This window comes from Saccharomonospora cyanea NA-134 (assembly GCF_000244975.1).
Classification (GTDB): domain Bacteria; phylum Actinomycetota; class Actinomycetes; order Mycobacteriales; family Pseudonocardiaceae; genus Saccharomonospora; species Saccharomonospora cyanea.
In genome coordinates this window covers 2,678,294-2,693,682 of record NZ_CM001440.1, presented here as the reverse complement: position 1 = coordinate 2,693,682, position 15,389 = coordinate 2,678,294, and the positions used below count along the sequence as shown (strand labels likewise).

Below are 15,389 nucleotides of genomic sequence, written 5' to 3'. Positions count from 1 at the left end.
GCTTGTTCAGTCCAGCGGCGAGATGGCCGTCGGAGCGTGTTCGCGGCGTTCGGCGAGTTCCTCGAACTCCACGACGTCGTCGATCTCCATGCCCATCGACACGTTCGTGATCCGTTCGAGAACGACCTCCACCACGACCGGCACGCGCTGTTCCTCGGCGAGGGTCTTCGCCTTCTCCAGCGCGGGCCGGATGTCTTCCGGTTCGAACACCCGCAGCGCCTTGCAGCCGAGCCCCTCGGCCACCTTCACGTGGTCGACGCCGTATCCGCCGAGTTCGGGCGCGTTGATGTTGTCGAAGGACAGCTGCACGCAGTAGTCCATGTCGAAGTTCCGCTGTGCCTGCCGGATCAGCCCCAGGTAGGCGTTGTTCACGACGACGTGGACGTACGGGATGTTGAACTGCGCACCGACGGCCAGCTCCTCGATGAGGAACTGGAAGTCGTAGTCCCCGGACAGGGCGACGACCGTGGAGTCGGGGTCGGCGGTGGCCACCCCCAGCGCGGCGGGGACCGTCCAGCCGAGGGGGCCCGCCTGACCGGCGTTGATCCAGTGCCGGGGTTTGTAGACGTGCAGCAACTGCGCGGCCTGGATCTGCGAGAGCCCGATCGTGGTGACGTAACGGACGTCAGGACCGAACGCCCGGTTCATCTCCTCGTAGACGCGCTGAGGTTTGATGGGAACGGTGTCGAAGTGGGTCTTGCGTTGCATCGTGCGGCGACGTCGCCTGCACTCCTCCGCCCATCCGGTGTAGTCGGGCAGGCGCCCGTCCCGTTTCCACTCGCGTGCGACCTCGACGAACAGTTCCAGTGCGGCCTTGGCGTCGGACACGATGCCGTAGTCGGGGGCGAACACCCGGCCGATCTGGGTCGGCTCGATGTCCACGTGCACGAACGTGCGGCCCGCCGTGTAGGTGTCGATACCGCCGGTGTGCCGGTTGGCCCACCGATTGCCGACACCGAGCACGAAATCGCTCGCCAGCAGCGTCGCGTTGCCGTAACGGTGGGAGGTCTGCAGGCCCACCATGCCCGCCGTGAGCGGGTGGTCGTCGGGGATCGTGCCCCATCCCATCAGGGTGGGGACCACCGGTACCCCGGTGGCCTCGGCGAACTCGACCAGCAGGTCCGACGCGTCGGCGTTGATCACACCACCGCCGGAGACGATCAGCGGCCGGTCGGCCGCGACGAGCATCGACAACGCGCGCTCGATCTGCTTGCGGGTGGCCGCCGGTTTCACCACCGGCAGCGGCTCGTACGTGTCGGGGTCGAACTCGATCTCCGCCAGTTGGACGTCGAGTGGCAGGTCGATGAGCACCGGCCCCGGTCTGCCCTCGCGCATGATCTGGAACGCCTTGGCGAAGGTGCCCGGAACCTGCGCCGGTTCCAGCACCGTCACCGCCCACTTCGTGACCGGCGCGGCGATCGAAGCGATGTTGACGGCCTGGAAGTCCTCCTTGTGCAGCTTGTCGACCGGCGCCTGACCTGTGATGCACAGGATGGGGATGGAGTCCGCCGAGGCGGAGTACAGGCCGGTGATCATGTCGGTGCCGGCGGGGCCGGAAGTGCCGACACAGACGCCGATGTTGCCCGCCTCGGCACGGGTGTAGCCCTCGGCCATGTGCGACGCGCCCTCGACGTGCCGGGCGAGCACGTGGCGGATCCCGCCGTGCGCGCGCAGAGCGCTGTAGAACGGGTTGATCGCCGCGCCGGGCAGGCCGAACGCCTGCGTGCTCCCCTCCTTCTCGAGGATGAGGACCGCCGCGTCGACGGCTCGCATACGTGCCATGGTTTCTACGTCCTTTTCGGTTTCGACGGATCGGGCGTCGGACGCCCGGGATCAGCGGTCGGCGCGGCCGCTCAGGCGCTCGACGCCGCGCAGCAGGCCCGAGTGGTCGAGTTGGCCGTCGCCTGCGGCCTTCGCGGAGGCCATGAGCTGGGCCACCAGCGCGCCGACGGGGACGACGACACCGGCTTCGCGGGCGGCCGCGGTGACGATCCCCATGTCCTTGTGGTGCAGCTCGATGCGGAAGCCGGGCTCGAAGGAACGCGTCAGCATGTTGCCCTTCTTCTGCTGCAACACGGCGGAGCCGGCGAGTCCGCCGCCGAGCACGGTCAGGGCGGCCTCGGTGTCGACGCCGTACGCCTCCAGGAACACGACGGCTTCCGACAGGGCCTGGATGTTGGCCGCGACGACGAGCTGGTTGGCGGCCTTCACCGTCTGGCCCGAACCGTTGGGCCCGACGTGGACCACCGTCTTGCCGACGGTGTCGAACAGCGGCCGGGCCTCCTCGAAGTCCGCGGCCTCACCGCCGACCATGATCGACAGTGCGGCGTTCCTCGCTCCCGCTTCACCACCGGACACCGGCGCGTCGAGCATCCGGAAGCCCCGGCGCCGCGCCTCCTCGGCGAGGGTGACGGTGACGTCCGGCCGAATGCTGGAGAAGTCGATCACGAGCGTGCCCGGCTTCGCGTTGTCGAACACGCCGTCCTCGGCGGTCAGCACCTGTTGGACGTCCGGGGAGTCGGGCACCATCACACAGACCACGTCCGCGTCCGCGACCGCCTCCGCGATCGAGTGCGCGGCTCGGCCTCCGGCGTCGGTCAACGGCTTGGTCTTCTCCGGGGATCGGTTGTAGCCGACGACGTCGTGTCCCGCGTTCGCGAGGTGCACCGACATCGGACTACCCATGATGCCGAGGCCGACGAAGGCGATGTTCGTCATCGTTGTCTGTCCTTTCCGGACGTTGTAGGGGGTGGTGGGTCAGGCGCCGCGCCGCTCGCGCGGCAGCCAGTCGAAACCGTCGGCGGAGGCTCCGGTCGGCTTGTACTCCAGGCCGACCCAACCGGAGTAGCCGTTCGCCTCCAGATCGGTGAGTTGCCGGTCGAGCGGCAGCTCACCGGTGCCCGGCTGGTTGCGGCCGGGCGCGTCCGCGAGCTGCACGTGCGCCACCCGGTGGGTGTGGTCCGCGATGACCTTGTCGACGTCGTCGCCGTTGACCGCGAGGTGGTAGAGGTCGGCGAGCAGGCCGACGTTGGTCGCGCCCGTGTCGTCGCGGACCCGGTCGATCACCGTGAGCGCGTCGGCGGCGGTCTTCAGCGGGTACCGCTGCGCCCCGCTGACGGGCTCCACCAGCACCGTGCCGCCGATGCGCGCCACGGCCTCCGCCGCGAACGCGAGGTTCTCCACGGCGAGGTCGTCCTGCGCTTCCGGGTCACCGTCGACACGGTTGCCGTAGAGCGCGTTGAAGCCCTTGGTCCCCAACCGCTCGCCGATGCCGACGACCACGTCGACGTTGTCGCGGAACTCGCCGGAGCGGCCGGGCCACGACACGAGACCCCGGTCGCCGCCGGGCATGTCACCCGCGAAGAAGTTGAGGCCCACGAGTTGGACACCGGCGTCGGAGACGGCGGTGACGAACCGGTCGACGTCGGCGTCGCTCGGGACGGCCTCGGGGAACGGCCACCAGAATTCGACACCGCCGAACCCTGCGGCCTTCACGGCAGCGGGCCGTTCGAGCAGCGGCAGTTCGGTGAACAGGATCGAACAGTTGACCTCGAAGCGAAGGGAGTGCGTCACGGAAGTTGCCTCTTTTTCCATCTCCCCCGCGGGTCCGCGGGAGATTCGTCGTTCGTCAGGTTGCCTGCCCGTCGGCGGGCCGTGGCCTGCTGCGCGGCACCGGCCTTGGCTCGCCGCGGATGTCGTCGTCGAGTGTGTCCCCGAACCGCTCCCTGCTCGTCTCCGCGGCCTCGAACACCGAAGCGCCGGCTCTGTTGCCGATCTTGAGTTCGTTGAAGGCGAGATTGAGTACGACGGCGACCACGGCCGTGGCACTGATGCCCGAGTGCATCACCACGCCGAGCCAGTCCGGGAACGAGTTCCAGAACTCGGGCGCGGCGATGGGGATGATGCCGATCGCCATCGAGACCGACACGATCACCATGTTCAGGTTGTCCTGGTAGTTCACGCGGGCGAGCGTGCGGATGCCGCTGGCCGCCACGGACCCGAACAGCACGATGCCCGCGCCGCCGAGGACCGGGTACGGGATGGCCGCGACCACGGCGCCCACCACCGGCAGCAGGCCGAGCACGATGAGCACTCCACCACCGACGGCCACGGCGAACCGGCTCTTGATGCCGGTCAGCGCCACCAGACCGACGTTCTGCGCGAACGCGCTGCACGGGAACGCGCCGAACACCGGGGCGACGGCGGTCGCTGCCATGTCGGCACGCAGCCCGCCCGCCACTCGTTTCTCGTCGACCTCGGTGCCCACGATCTCACCGATGGCGAGGATGTCGGCCGTGGTCTCGATCATGATGACCACGACGACGATCGTCATCGACACGATCGCACCCACTTCGAACGTGGGTGCGCCGAAGTGCAGCACCCGCGGCAGGGAGAAGATCGCCGCCTCGCCGACCTGGGAGAAGTCGGCCTTGCCGGTGAACACCGCGACCACCGTGCCTGCCACGAGCCCGAGTAGGATCGACAGGCGCGAGATCGCGCCCTGGAACGCTCTGCTGATCACCAGGATGACCAGCAGGGTGAGGCCCGCGTAGCCGATGTTGCCCATCGACCCGAAGTCCTCCGCGCCACTGCCGCCCTGCGCCCAGGTGAACGCCACGGGCATGAGGGACAGGCCGATCACCGTGATGATCGTGCCCGACACCACGGCCGGGAAGAGCCGCACGAGTTGCGCGAAGAACGACGAGGCGACGAGGCCGATCAGCCCGGCGACGAGGATCGCCCCGAACACCGGGCGCACGCCTCCCTCGGAGGCGATCGCCACCATCGTGGAGACGCTGGCGAAGGAAGCGCCCTGCACGACCGGGAGCCGGCTGCCGAACGGGCCGAGTCCGATCGTCTGAACGAGCGTCGCGAGTCCACTCACGAACAGGCCCGCGGTGACGAGCAGTGCCAGGTCGGTCGCGGACAGGCCTGCGGCGCCGCCGACGATCAGCGGGGGCGCGATGACCCCGCCGTACATCGTGAGGATGTGCTGGGTACCGTAAGCCAGCAGCTTCGGGAAGGGATAGGTCTCGTCCTCCGGCCGCCCACGGTACTTCGAGGAGCGCTTGAACAGCCCCATTGCTGATCGCCTCCTTCGAGGTCACACCCAGGCGGGCACGGCGTGCCAGGCGGATCCGCGCTCGGACGCGTCGTCACGCACGACGCTGGCTTCGATGAGCCCGTACGGACGGTCGGCCGCGTAGAACACCTCGCCGGGGTTGTCGACACCGAACGGCGAGAGGTCGACCAGGAAATGGTGCTTGTTCGGCGCGGAGAACTTGATCTCGGCGACCTCGGGGTGCTTCTCCAGCACCGCGTGCCCCATGCCGTAGAGGGTCTGCTGCAGGGCCCGGGAGTGGATCTCGGCGAACTGTTCCAGCAGCAGGCTCCGGATCGACTCGAACGTCTCGTCCCAGCCCACGTCGGTGCCCTCGTAGCGCCACCGCGCCACCAGGGAGGTCGCCAGGATCCGGTCGTCGGTCTCCTCCAGTGTGGTGTACCGGTCCTTGAGGAAACCGCGGAACTCCGAACCCGTCGACTTCAACAGTGTCAGGTCCTTGATCCCGGACACGACGTGGGCGGTGCGGTCCGGGCCCCGTCCGTCCACGTTGACCACAGTGGTGCGGGTGCCGAGGCCGCCCTGCACGAAGGAATGGTCGTGATCCCTGCCGTCCACGTCGATGCGCTGCCAGGGCATCTCGTCGATCTCGATGCGGGCCCCGTCGGCGGCGGGGGTCTGCGCGACGAAGTGGTCGGCCAGGGTGAGCGCGAAGTCCTCGATCGCCCCCACACCCTTCTCCTTGGCGAAGGAGAAGACGGTGTTCTTCTGGGTGTCCGTGGGCAGAACGTCCTGCTGGTCACCGTCGATGTGCGCGGCGGAGAAGTCACCGCGCAGGGCGCTCGACACGGTCAGGTCCCGAATCTCGTGCCGGGACGTGCCCCGGTACACGCGCACGAGGTGGTTCTGCGCTTTTCCGTACTGGTTGGGGCCCAAGACGATGGCCATGAGGCTCAGCTCCCTCGGTAGGTGGAGTAGGCGAAGGGACTCAGCAGCACCGGGACGTGGTGGTGCTGCCCGGGGTCGGCCACCAGGAAGGTGATGCGGACCCGGGGGAAGAACCCGATCTGCCCGGTGGCGGCGAAGTACGTCTCCGTGTCGAACACGAGCTGGTAGGTCCCCGCCTCGACCCGGTCGGGGCCGAGCTCGGGAACGCGCCCGTCGCTGTTGGTGGTACCGACGGCGAGCAGGTCGGACCGCGGTGTGCCGTCGGTCTCGACGACGAGCCGCTCCAGGCGTACGGGCACGCCCGTCGCGGGCCTGCCGAGCGCCGTGTCGAGTACGTGCGTGGTGATGGCGCTCATGCCGCCGTCACCAACTTCCGCACGCGCAGGGCCGCGATCTTGCGCAGCTCGTCGGCGACGACCTCGGCCTCGCGCTCGGGATCGTTGCCCAACCGGGTGCGCAGCGCCGCGAGGATCCGCTCCGCGGACAGCCCGGTGGCGCAGATGAGGAAGACCCGGCCGAACTTCTCCTCGTAGGCCCGGTTGCCCTCCACCAGCGCCTGCTGGGTGGCGTGGTCGCGTCGCACCGTGGACTGTTCCTGCCGCGACCATGCCGATTCGACGTTCGAGCCCTCGGCGCGTTCCCCGATCCGGGGGTGGGCGGCCAGGGCCCGATCGATCTCGTGTGCTTCGAGTGACGCCGCCGCCTTGTCGGCGGCGGCGACGAGTGCGTCGGCGTCGGGATACGGGCGGCCGGCGCTGACCGTTTCGGCCCACCTCGGTGCGTCGCAGCACGCGAGCAACGCGGCCATGAGGCGCTCACCCGTCGCGGCGTTGAATTCCTCCAGAGTCACCCGCACTCCTCTCGCATTGCGGAATTTTGATTCCGGCAAACGAAAGGATGACGTGTGGGTCATCACTACGTCAACAGTTTGTTGAAAAATTAGGCCGAGGGAATTCTGGATCGATCAAGTGTCGAGGCGACGTCAACCCCGACATCGACGTCATGCCGGATCAGCTTCGAAAGCGGTTCAGGTAGTTGTACACGGTGAACCGGGTGACGCCCAGCGCTTCGGCCACGGTTTCGGCGGACTTGCGGTAGTGGAACGCGCCGCGTTCCTCCAGCAGCCGCACGGCGCGCTGCTTCTCCGCCCGCGGCAGGTCCGCCAGCGGCCCGCCCAGTTCGGTGGCCACGTCGTCCAGCAGCGCGTTCAGGCCCGCACCGGTGTCGGCGCCCGGCAGCCGGACACCGGCGACGGTGCGGCCCTCCCACCGCAGCGGTACATCCGACGGCGACATCTCCTCCACGGCGACGACGCGGCCGTTCACGCGCTCCACCAGCGGAAGCACGGCGGCGACGAGTGGATGGACCACGGGATCGGAGCCGACCTGTTCGGGACCGGTCGCCTCAGACACCGAAACGCCCTCCCATCGCGGACCCCGGTCCCTCGTCGGCCTTCTCGACCTGGAACGTCACGCGCGTCGCCCCGCTCGCCAGCGCGGCCGACACGATGCGTTCCAGAGCCGGCAGCAGACGATCGTCCTCACCGGACACACCGGTGCCGAGCGGTCCGAAGTCCACGGTGAGCCCGGCGTCCTCGGCGGCGCGGAGAGCCGCTCGCGCATGAGCAGGCGGCTCCCCCTCACCGACGAACGGTTCCGTGGTGAATTCCGCGTTCAGCCGCATGCCCGCAGGTTACCGGGAGGCGACGCCTTCTCGGGGTGTCGCCGGGCCAGCACGGCGAGGCGGCCCGGGTCCAGGCCGGTAGCGGCGGCGATCTCCTCGGCCGTGACCCCTCCGCAGTCGACGCCGCGGAGCACGAACCCGGCCAGGGCCGCGGCCGTGGCGGGTTCGTCGAGATAGCCCGAGTCCCCTCCGCCGACGTAGGCGCGCAGGCGGGCGAGCGCGTCCCCCAGCCCCGCCCGGTAGAAGGTGTAGGTCGCCAGGTAGCGGGTCGGCAGCTGCGCCGGATGGAGGTCCCAGCCCTGGTAGAAGCCGCGTTCCAGCGATCGGCGCACCAGCCGGGCGTGCAACCGCCACGCCGCGTGCACCGCTGCCCGGTCGCCGACGGGAAGCACGTTGGTGGACCCGTCGGAAAGGAACACGCCGGTGCCGGCGGCGGTCACCTGCATCACCGCCTTGGCGTGGTCGGCGGCGGGGTGTTCCATGCTCTGGTAGGCCGCCGCGATCCCGCAGGAGGCGGAGTAGTCGTAGGTGCCGTAGTGCAGCCCGGTGCACCGGCCGGCGGAGGCGTGCACCATCCGGGCCACGAGCACCGTGCCGTCCGGCCCGAGGATCGACTGCGGTGTCTCGACCTGGATCTCGAACCGCAGGGTGCGCGCGGGCAGTCCGTGCTCGGCCTCCAGCCGCTCGCAGACGAGCACCATCGCCTCGACCTGCGCCACCGACGTGACCTTGGGCAGGGTGAGCACGAACCCGTCGGTGAGCCCGCCCGCCGCATGCAACGCCTCGACGAACAGTCGCAGGGTCCGCAGCCCGCGCCGCCGGGTGGCCGCCTCGAAACTCTTGAACCGGATCCCGTGGTACGGCGGAGCGGAGCCGTCGCGCACCGCCGTCGCGAGCGCCCGCGCGGTGGCCGTCACCGCGGCGTCCTCCTCGGCGTCGGGCCGCGTACCGTAGCCGTCCTCGAAGTCGATGCGCAGATCCTCGATCGGTTCCCGTGCGAGCTTGTCCCGCACCCGCGGCCACACCTCACAGACCGTTTCCGGTGTGATCCCAGTGATCTCGCCGAACTCCTCCGGCGTGGTCACGTGGTCGTCGAGCGCGGCGAGGGCCTGGCGACCCCACTCGGCGGGGAGCGCGCCGGTGTAGCGATCGCCCGGCACGTACACCGTGTGTACGGGTTGTCGCACGCCCCGGTCGCCGGGGAACCGGTCGGCCAGCTCCTCGTCGGAGTCGGCAAGGCGCATGTCGAGCTCGTCGGCGAGAGTGTCCACTGGCGCAGCACCTTTCTCGATGTCGTCGGCCATCGGTCGGGAATCGGTCATCGGGGCTCTCCCTCCGATGACCCGGCGGCGCGGACGGCCGCGGCGACCGCGGGGGCGACCTGGGGATCGAACACCGAGGGCACGATGTAGGCGGCGTTGAGTTGCTCCGGCTCCACGGCGTCGGCGACGGCCCCGGCTGCGGCGAGCATCACCGCGTCGGTGATCTCGTGTGCACCGGCGTCGAGCATGCCCCGGAAGAACCCCGGGAACGCGAGCACGTTGTTGATCTGGTTCGGGAAGTCCGACCGGCCCGTGGCCACCACGGCGGCGTGTTCTCGGGCAGCGAAGGGATCGACCTCCGGATCGGGGTTGGCGAGGGCGAAGACGATCGCGTCGTCGGCCATCGTGGCGATGTCGTCGCCGGTGAGCAGGTTCGGCGCGGACACCCCGATGAACACGTCCGCGTCCGCGAGCGCCTCGGCGAGTGTGCCGGTGGCGTCGCGGGGGTTGGTGTGCTCGGCGATCCACTTCCGCGCGGGGTCGAGCCCGTCCCGGTCGCGGTGCACGATCCCGCGGCGGTCGCAGGCGACGATGTCGTGTACGCCCTGGGCGAGGAGCAGCCGGATGATGGCGTGACCGGCCGCGCCGACCCCGCTCACCACCGTGCGTATCGCGCCCTTGTCCTTGCCCACGACGCGCAGCGCGTTGGTGAGGGCGGCCAGCACGACGATGGCGGTGCCGTGCTGGTCGTCGTGGAAGACCGGGATGTCGAGCTCCTCGCGCAGCCGCCGCTCGATCTCGAAGCACCGGGGCGCGGCGATGTCTTCGAGGTTGATCCCACCGTAGCCGGGGGCGATGGCCCTGACGATGTCAACGATCTTGTCCGGATCCTTGGTGTCGAGGCACACCGGCCACGCGTCGACGCCCGCGAACTGTTTGAACAGCGCGGCCTTGCCCTCCATCACCGGCAACGCGGCGGCCGGGCCGATGTCGCCGAGACCGAGCACGGCCGATCCGTCGGTGACCACCGCGACCGTGTTGCGCTTGATGGTGAGCCGCCGGACGTCCTCGGGGTTCTCCGCGATGGCCCGGCAGACCCGGGCGACGCCGGGAGTGTAGGCCCGGGACAGATCGTCGCGATGCCGCAGCGGCACCTTCGAGTTGACCTCGAGCTTGCCGCCGAGGTGCAGCAGGAAGGTTCGGTCGCTGACCTTGCGCACCGACACCCCCTCGACCTCACCGAGCGTCGCGGTGATGGTCTCGGCGTGGTCGGCGTCCGTGGCGTCGCACGTGATGTCGACGACGATTCGGTCGGCGTGGGACTCCACGACGTCGAGCGCGGTGAGCGCTCCGCCGGCGCGGCTCACCGCCGCGACGAGGCCACTCGTGGCACCGGCGTCGGCCGGTGCGTCGACGCGCACGGTGATCGCGTAACCCGGACTGGTTCTCGACATCACACCTCGCTAGCGAGACGGGAACGACTGGGCACAGGAAACCCCTTGTTTCCACTATGCGGATGCTAATGTCTGCATGGCGGAAAAACAACGCTCAAGATCCGGTGTCGGGGTCCGAGCAGGTCTCCGCTGGCTGTCCGGCCCGCGCCGTCCGGGTGGCGGTCGGGTACCGAAGACCTGCTCGGGGTGGTCCGGCGTTGAGCGGGCGCAGGCAGGACGCCGCACGACCTCTGCGCCGCTGTTGAGTCTCAAGTCGGTGGGCCGCCATCGAAGCCCGCGGCGGGCGCCCGGTCCTCGGCCACGGGAGTGCGCTCGCGGCGAGGACCGGTGGCGTCGGAAGCGCACTCCGGGTGGTGCGCTTCCGGCTGGGAGCCCGCTTGGCGTCGTCGCCCGCGTGGACGGAATGCGTCACGTGCGGTGTTCGTAGTCGGTGAGCAAGGCGCTGAGCAGGTCGGCGAGTCGCTCTCGGTCGTCCTGGTCGAGGGCGCGCAGGAAGTCGGCTTCGTTGGCGAGGTGGCGGGGGATGAGGTCGTCGATGGTGGCGAGACCCTTCGGGGTGAGCTGGACGCGGACGACGCGGCGGTCGGAAGCGTCGCGTACCCGTTCGACCAGCCCTTTGGCCTCCATGCGGTCGATGCGCAGGGTGATGGCACCGGAGGTGACCAGGGAGGCGCCGAGGATCTCCCCCGCGCTGAGCCGGTAGGGCTCGCCGGCTCGACGCAGCGTGCTGAGCACGTCGAACTCGCCGGGGTCGACGCCGTGCCGGGTGAGGAAGTCCTTGATCGCCTTGTCCCACAGTCGGGAGAGGCGCATCAGGCGCCCCACCACGGCAATCGGCTCGAAGTCGACGTCTGGGCGCTGCTTCCGCCACTGCTCGACAACACCGGCCACTGCGTCCGCCATGAGTCACACCTCACAATTATCTGAGCACTAAGAGTCTTGCTGATCAACTAGTTCTCCTGCTTTTATCTAGCGCTAAGATTATCAGCACTCAGAGAAGGAGGGGCGATGCGATACGCCTCCGCACACGGGAGCCGCGTCCATTACGAGGTGGACGGCACCGGTCCCGGTCTGGCGCTGGTCCACGGCATCGGCGGCGACGCCGACAAGGTGTTCGCTCACGTCACAGACCACTTCAGCGGCTCCCGGACAGTGGTCCGGCCCAACTTCAGTGGCAGCGGCGGCACCACCGACGACGGTGGGCCGCTCAGTATCGAGCTGATCTCCGAACAGGTCACGGCCGCCGTCCGCGCCGCCGTGGACGGTCCCGTGGACGTGCTGGGCTTCTCCCTCGGCGCCGTGGCCGCCGCCGCGGTCGCGGCACGGCACCCCGACCTGGTGCGCCGCCTCGTCCTCGTGGCCGGTTGGTCGCACACCGCGGGCCCGCGCAACCGGTTCTACTTCCAGACCTGGCGCCGCCTGCTCCACACCGACCGCGAGCTGCTCAAGCGGTTCACCGCCCTGACCGGATACAGCGCGGCCGTCCTGGACCACTTCGGCCACGACGGGCTGGCTCATTTCCTGTCCGACCCCTGGCCGCCGGAAGGCATCGCTCGCCAGATCGATCTCGGACTGGACGTGGACATCCGCCCGTTGCTGCCGACCATCCAGGTGCCCACCCTGATCGTCGGCTTCGGCCGGGACGCCATGGTTCCCGTCGAAGAGTCCCGGCGGTTGCACGAGGCGATCGCGCGCAGTGAACTCGCCGAGATCCCCGATCAGGGGCACATGGACTGGTTCGTCCGACCGGAACCACTGCTTCGACTCGTCGACGGATTCCTCGACTGACCAACCGCAGCCCGTGCCTGTAAGGACACCCCACCGAAAGGAAGATCATGACGACATGACGACAACCGACGGCCTGACCGGCGTGGCCAGCCAGGTCACCGTGCTCGGTCTCGGTGACATGGGATCGGCGATCGCCAAGGTGTTCGTGAACCGCGGATACCGCACGACGGTGTGGAACCGGACGGCGAGCAAGGGCGCGCCGCTGGTGGAGGCTGGTGCCACGGCGGCCGCGACGGCCGCGGAGGCGGTGGCGGCGAGCCCGCTCGTCGTGGTCTGCCTGCTCGACAACACAGCGGTGGAGCAGGTGCTCGGGTCCGTCGACGCCGCGGTCGCGGGCAGGGTGCTGGTGAACGTCACGAGTGGGTCTCCTGCCCAGGCGCGGTCCAACGAGCGCTGGGCGAGTGAGCGCGGCGCCGAGTATCTCGACGGCAAGATCATGGGGGATCCGCCGTATGTGGGTACGCCGAACATCGTGTTCCCGTTCAGTGGTGCTCGCAGGGCGTTCGAGGCCCACGAGTCGACGCTGCGGGTACTGGGCAGTGTCGAGTACCACGGCGAGGACCCCGGGGCGGCGGCGGTGGAGTTCATGGCCCAGGTCGCGGTGGCCTACGAGCTCCTCATCGGCTTCCTGCACGCGTTGAGACTGGTCCAGGCGGAGGGCGTCGACGTGGCGGAGTTCGCCGAGCGGGTCGCCGGCTCGTTGGGCGCTTACCCGCCGTTGTTGACCTCGTTCGGGCAGGCCGTCAAGAACGGCGAGTACGGACCCGACCTCGGTTCGCTCGACGTCCAGGCCGCGCTGATGGACGACATGATCAGCCATCGCGAATCCATGGGCGTGGAAGCCGTACGCATGCGCGAGGTCAAGGACCTGATGGACCGCCGCATCGCCGACGGCCACGGCGACCAGGGATTCTCGAGCCTGTTCGAGGTGATCACGAAGCGACGGTGACGCTCATGCGGTGCCACGGTGCTGTGCCTGCCTCGGGCGAGGGCCCGGGGCAGGTGGTCCGGCCGCCGTCGACGAGCGGGTCAGGACCTCGAAGGCTCAGCGCCGGTTTCCGTTCCATGGTCCTCAAGTCCAGGTTCCCCTCCCCTGTCGGAGGAACTTCTCGCACAGCGGTTCACTCCGGCGCCCCGACACACCGCCCGGTCGCCACACACGTGCTCGCGGCCCGCCACGCCTGGGGCGCGGGTGGCGTGTGGTCAGGACACCGCACTCGCCGGTGTCTCGGCGGCGTTGACGAAGCCGACCAGTTCGGTCGCGAAGCCCGGAGCGCGCAGTGCGCTCATGTGGTCCCCGGGGACCCTGCGCACCACCGCGGAGCGCAGGGCGCCGGCGAGCAGCTCGGGCCGCGCGGCGAGCGGGTCGTCGTCGCCCGCGAGCACGAGCGTGGTGGCCTCGATGCGGTCGAGAGGAATGGGCCGGGCGTGCACGGAGGCCGCCTGCGCCGCCAACGCCACCCGGTCACCACCGATCGCGTCGGCGAAGGCTCGGAACGAGGCAGCCGGGGAATCGGCGACCGAGGCCGGATCGTCGGACCGCAGCACCTGGACCAGAGTTTCGGCGGGGATCACCCGTGTGTCCACCCCGCCGAGTTCCACCACCCCGGCGCCCACTCCACCGACGACCAGGCGCCGGACGCGCCGGTCTCGAACCGCGGTGAGCAGCGCGACGACCGCGCCCATCGAATAGCCCACCAGATCGACCTCGGGTTCCGCGAGCACGTCGATCAGCGTCGTGACGTCCTCGGCCATGCGTGCCTCGCCGTAGTAGGCAGGGTCGTGGGGCTTGCCGGAGTCGCCGTGACCTCGGGCGTCGATCGTGGCCACGCGGCGTCCCGCCTCGACGAGCTTCCTGACGATGCCCGGCGCCTCCCAGTTCGTCCGGCCGCTGGCGACGAAACCGTGGTGCAGCAGCACCAGCGGCAACTCGGAGTCCTGCTCCCAACACCGGTAGGAGATCTCGACACCGTCGGTGGCCCGGAAGCACGGCATAGAGATGGTCCTCCCTCAAGCGACTGTCCCGCTGTCCTCGGCCCGGCCAGCCTACCGACGACCTCGGCGGTCGATGATGCGCTGGCCGTAGCGGAGACGTGCGGCACTTCGGGGTGGCCTGACGTGGACACCCGCGGCTGAGCCCATAGTCGAGTGGATGGCGGGCATTGCGTTGCGTCGCCGTGAGCGCCTACTCGCCGATGCGCTTCCGTGCGGCCTTGAGCGCCGTCTCCAGCGCCTGGTCCGCCGGGACGGGTACGTCGGGGATCACTCCGGTGCCTTCCCAGTTGGTGCCGGTGACACTGTTGACGGTCCGGGCGGTCGGCACGGTGACAAGAATGTGCTCGGTGATTGCATGACGGGCTGTCGGGTGCGCGCCGCCACGCGTCGTCTCGCCGACGAGGACAGCTCGCTTGTGCGCCTGAAGGGTGTAAGCCACGTCCTCGCCGCCGGAGAACGTGATCGCGCTGGTGAGCACGTAGACCGGGCGGTCCGTGTAGCGTGGTGCGGGCAGGTGCGGGAGCGTCCAGAACTGCCGTGTCACGCCGGTGGAGCGCTCGAAGATGTCGTTGAGGTGTACCTGGTCGTCGCCGAAGAAGTAGCTGCACCACATCGCGGCTCCCTCTGGAGCGCCTCCGAGACATGCGCGGAGGTCCACGACGAGCGCGGAGCTGTGGGCGACCAGTTGCATGGCCGCTCCGATCGCGGCGGCGCCCTCAACGGCCGAGGCAATGCTCCGGACGTCGATGAGCCCGATGTTCCCGTCCACGTGTTCGACGCGGCGAATCCCCTGGTTCTCCGCTCTGAGCAGCGCGAGGAACGCGGCCCAGCCATCGTCTGCGGTCTGTGGATCCAGCGACTGCGGCTCGTCCGTCCAGAGCAGCCGCAGATGCTTGTCCGCGCATACCTCCTGGAGGTGAGCGGTCACGGTTTCGCAGAGAACCGGACCGTCCACGTTGTCGTACTCACCCGCCGCGAGGCGGCGCCGGATCGCGGCGTCGATGTCCACGGCTTTCTCGGGGAAGACGTACTCCGCCGTGATCCGATCCAGGGCCCGCCTGATTGTCTGTTCGTTCGTAAGCACAGCGGGCCACGCTACATCGTGGACAGCTTCGTGTGTCAGCTTCGGAAAAGCCCGATGTCGCCTGCCGACGTACGGCGCGGTCCTGCCACAAGCGACACAGGCCGAGACCTGAA

General features: G+C 69.4%; 16 protein-coding genes. 2 read left to right on the top strand and 14 right to left on the bottom strand.

The window, feature by feature from the left end; genetic code table 11:
- Positions 1-6 precede the first annotated feature (6 nt).
- The 12 genes from gcl to SACCYDRAFT_RS12660 form a co-directional block, all read right to left on the bottom strand.
- Positions 7-1,782, bottom strand: a complete 1,776-nt coding sequence (gene gcl / locus SACCYDRAFT_RS12715) for a glyoxylate carboligase (RefSeq protein WP_005456689.1) — start codon at positions 1,780-1,782, stop codon at positions 7-9.
- 51 nt (positions 1,783-1,833) lie between these two features.
- On the bottom strand, positions 1,834-2,718 hold the full coding sequence (locus SACCYDRAFT_RS12710; protein ID WP_005456687.1) for a 2-hydroxy-3-oxopropionate reductase: 885 nt from the start codon (positions 2,716-2,718) through the stop codon (positions 1,834-1,836).
- A gap of 39 nt (positions 2,719-2,757) precedes the next feature.
- Positions 2,758-3,594: a hydroxypyruvate isomerase family protein gene (locus SACCYDRAFT_RS12705; RefSeq protein ID WP_005456685.1), complete on the bottom strand. Its 837-nt coding sequence runs from the start codon at positions 3,592-3,594 to the stop codon at positions 2,758-2,760.
- A 34-nt stretch (positions 3,595-3,628) separates the two neighbouring features.
- A complete protein-coding gene (locus SACCYDRAFT_RS12700) occupies positions 3,629-5,083 on the bottom strand; it encodes a nucleobase:cation symporter-2 family protein (RefSeq protein ID WP_005456683.1) in 1,455 nt (484 codons plus the stop codon).
- A gap of 21 nt (positions 5,084-5,104) precedes the next feature.
- Positions 5,105-6,010, bottom strand: a complete 906-nt coding sequence (gene pucL / locus SACCYDRAFT_RS12695; RefSeq protein ID WP_005456681.1) for a factor-independent urate hydroxylase — start codon at positions 6,008-6,010, stop codon at positions 5,105-5,107.
- A gap of 5 nt (positions 6,011-6,015) precedes the next feature.
- Positions 6,016-6,366 carry a hydroxyisourate hydrolase gene (gene uraH, locus SACCYDRAFT_RS12690; protein ID WP_005456679.1) on the bottom strand — a complete coding sequence of 117 codons (351 nt, stop codon included), beginning with the start codon at positions 6,364-6,366 and terminating at the stop codon, positions 6,016-6,018.
- The gene (gene uraD / locus SACCYDRAFT_RS12685) at positions 6,363-6,860 is read right to left on the bottom strand and encodes a 2-oxo-4-hydroxy-4-carboxy-5-ureidoimidazoline decarboxylase (protein WP_005456678.1); all 498 of its coding nucleotides are present in this window, start codon (positions 6,858-6,860) and stop codon (positions 6,363-6,365) included. Before uraD ends, uraH begins: the two co-directional genes overlap by 4 nt.
- A 160-nt stretch (positions 6,861-7,020) precedes the next feature.
- Positions 7,021-7,422, bottom strand: coding sequence for a helix-turn-helix domain-containing protein (locus tag SACCYDRAFT_RS12680; protein ID WP_005456677.1), 402 nt, complete (start codon positions 7,420-7,422; stop codon positions 7,021-7,023).
- Positions 7,415-7,693 carry a thiamine-binding protein gene (locus SACCYDRAFT_RS12675; protein WP_005456676.1) on the bottom strand — a complete coding sequence of 93 codons (279 nt, stop codon included), beginning with the start codon at positions 7,691-7,693 and terminating at the stop codon, positions 7,415-7,417. The genes SACCYDRAFT_RS12680 and SACCYDRAFT_RS12675 overlap by 8 nt, the downstream gene beginning before the upstream one ends.
- Positions 7,684-8,997 (bottom strand): DUF6986 family protein, encoded by a 1,314-nt coding sequence (locus SACCYDRAFT_RS12670; RefSeq protein ID WP_043536443.1) that lies wholly within the window; start codon positions 8,995-8,997, stop codon positions 7,684-7,686. Before SACCYDRAFT_RS12670 ends, SACCYDRAFT_RS12675 begins: the two co-directional genes overlap by 10 nt.
- A gap of 14 nt (positions 8,998-9,011) precedes the next feature.
- A complete protein-coding gene (locus SACCYDRAFT_RS12665) occupies positions 9,012-10,409 on the bottom strand; it encodes an NAD-dependent malic enzyme (protein WP_005456673.1) in 1,398 nt (465 codons plus the stop codon).
- Positions 10,410-10,817: 408 nt separating this feature from the next.
- Entirely contained in the window at positions 10,818-11,312 is a 495-nt protein-coding gene (locus SACCYDRAFT_RS12660) for a MarR family winged helix-turn-helix transcriptional regulator (protein WP_005456671.1), read from the bottom strand.
- 105 nt (positions 11,313-11,417) lie between these two features.
- Here SACCYDRAFT_RS12660 and SACCYDRAFT_RS12655 point away from each other — a divergent pair, with 105 nt between their 5' ends.
- Together SACCYDRAFT_RS12655 and SACCYDRAFT_RS12650 are read left to right on the top strand one after the other, a co-directional pair.
- Positions 11,418-12,197, top strand: coding sequence for an alpha/beta fold hydrolase (locus tag SACCYDRAFT_RS12655; RefSeq protein WP_005456669.1), 780 nt, complete (start codon positions 11,418-11,420; stop codon positions 12,195-12,197).
- Positions 12,198-12,252: 55 nt separating this feature from the next.
- Positions 12,253-13,146, top strand: a complete 894-nt coding sequence (locus tag SACCYDRAFT_RS12650; protein ID WP_005456667.1) for an NAD(P)-dependent oxidoreductase — start codon at positions 12,253-12,255, stop codon at positions 13,144-13,146.
- A 254-nt stretch (positions 13,147-13,400) separates the two neighbouring features.
- Here SACCYDRAFT_RS12650 and SACCYDRAFT_RS12645 read toward each other — a convergent pair whose 3' ends face one another.
- Both SACCYDRAFT_RS12645 and SACCYDRAFT_RS12640 read right to left on the bottom strand, forming a co-directional pair.
- The gene (locus SACCYDRAFT_RS12645; RefSeq protein WP_005456664.1) at positions 13,401-14,192 is read right to left on the bottom strand and encodes an alpha/beta fold hydrolase; all 792 of its coding nucleotides are present in this window, start codon (positions 14,190-14,192) and stop codon (positions 13,401-13,403) included.
- A gap of 190 nt (positions 14,193-14,382) precedes the next feature.
- Positions 14,383-15,276 carry a S41 family peptidase gene (locus SACCYDRAFT_RS12640; protein WP_005456662.1) on the bottom strand — a complete coding sequence of 298 codons (894 nt, stop codon included), beginning with the start codon at positions 15,274-15,276 and terminating at the stop codon, positions 14,383-14,385.
- Positions 15,277-15,389 lie beyond the last annotated feature (113 nt).

Bases quoted from the DNA above. Each gene is read 5' to 3' on its own strand.
- SACCYDRAFT_RS12655 (WP_005456669.1), top strand. From the start codon at position 11,418: ATGCGATACGCCTCCGCACACGGGAGCCGCGTCCATTACGAGGTGGAC.
- SACCYDRAFT_RS12705 (WP_005456685.1), bottom strand. From the start codon at position 3,594: ATGGAAAAAGAGGCAACTTCCGTGACGCACTCCCTTCGCTTCGAGGTC.
- SACCYDRAFT_RS12660 (WP_005456671.1), bottom strand. From the start codon at position 11,312: ATGGCGGACGCAGTGGCCGGTGTTGTCGAGCAGTGGCGGAAGCAGCGC.
- SACCYDRAFT_RS12700 (WP_005456683.1), bottom strand. From the start codon at position 5,083: ATGGGGCTGTTCAAGCGCTCCTCGAAGTACCGTGGGCGGCCGGAGGAC.
- gcl (WP_005456689.1), bottom strand. From the start codon at position 1,782: ATGGCACGTATGCGAGCCGTCGACGCGGCGGTCCTCATCCTCGAGAAG.
- pucL (WP_005456681.1), bottom strand. From the start codon at position 6,010: ATGGCCATCGTCTTGGGCCCCAACCAGTACGGAAAAGCGCAGAACCAC.
- SACCYDRAFT_RS12675 (WP_005456676.1), bottom strand. From the start codon at position 7,693: ATGCGGCTGAACGCGGAATTCACCACGGAACCGTTCGTCGGTGAGGGG.
- uraH (WP_005456679.1), bottom strand. From the start codon at position 6,366: ATGAGCGCCATCACCACGCACGTACTCGACACGGCGCTCGGCAGGCCC.
- SACCYDRAFT_RS12665 (WP_005456673.1), bottom strand. From the start codon at position 10,409: ATGTCGAGAACCAGTCCGGGTTACGCGATCACCGTGCGCGTCGACGCA.
- SACCYDRAFT_RS12710 (WP_005456687.1), bottom strand. From the start codon at position 2,718: ATGACGAACATCGCCTTCGTCGGCCTCGGCATCATGGGTAGTCCGATG.
- SACCYDRAFT_RS12650 (WP_005456667.1), top strand. From the start codon at position 12,253: ATGACGACAACCGACGGCCTGACCGGCGTGGCCAGCCAGGTCACCGTG.
- SACCYDRAFT_RS12645 (WP_005456664.1), bottom strand. From the start codon at position 14,192: ATGCCGTGCTTCCGGGCCACCGACGGTGTCGAGATCTCCTACCGGTGT.
- SACCYDRAFT_RS12670 (WP_043536443.1), bottom strand. From the start codon at position 8,997: ATGGCCGACGACATCGAGAAAGGTGCTGCGCCAGTGGACACTCTCGCC.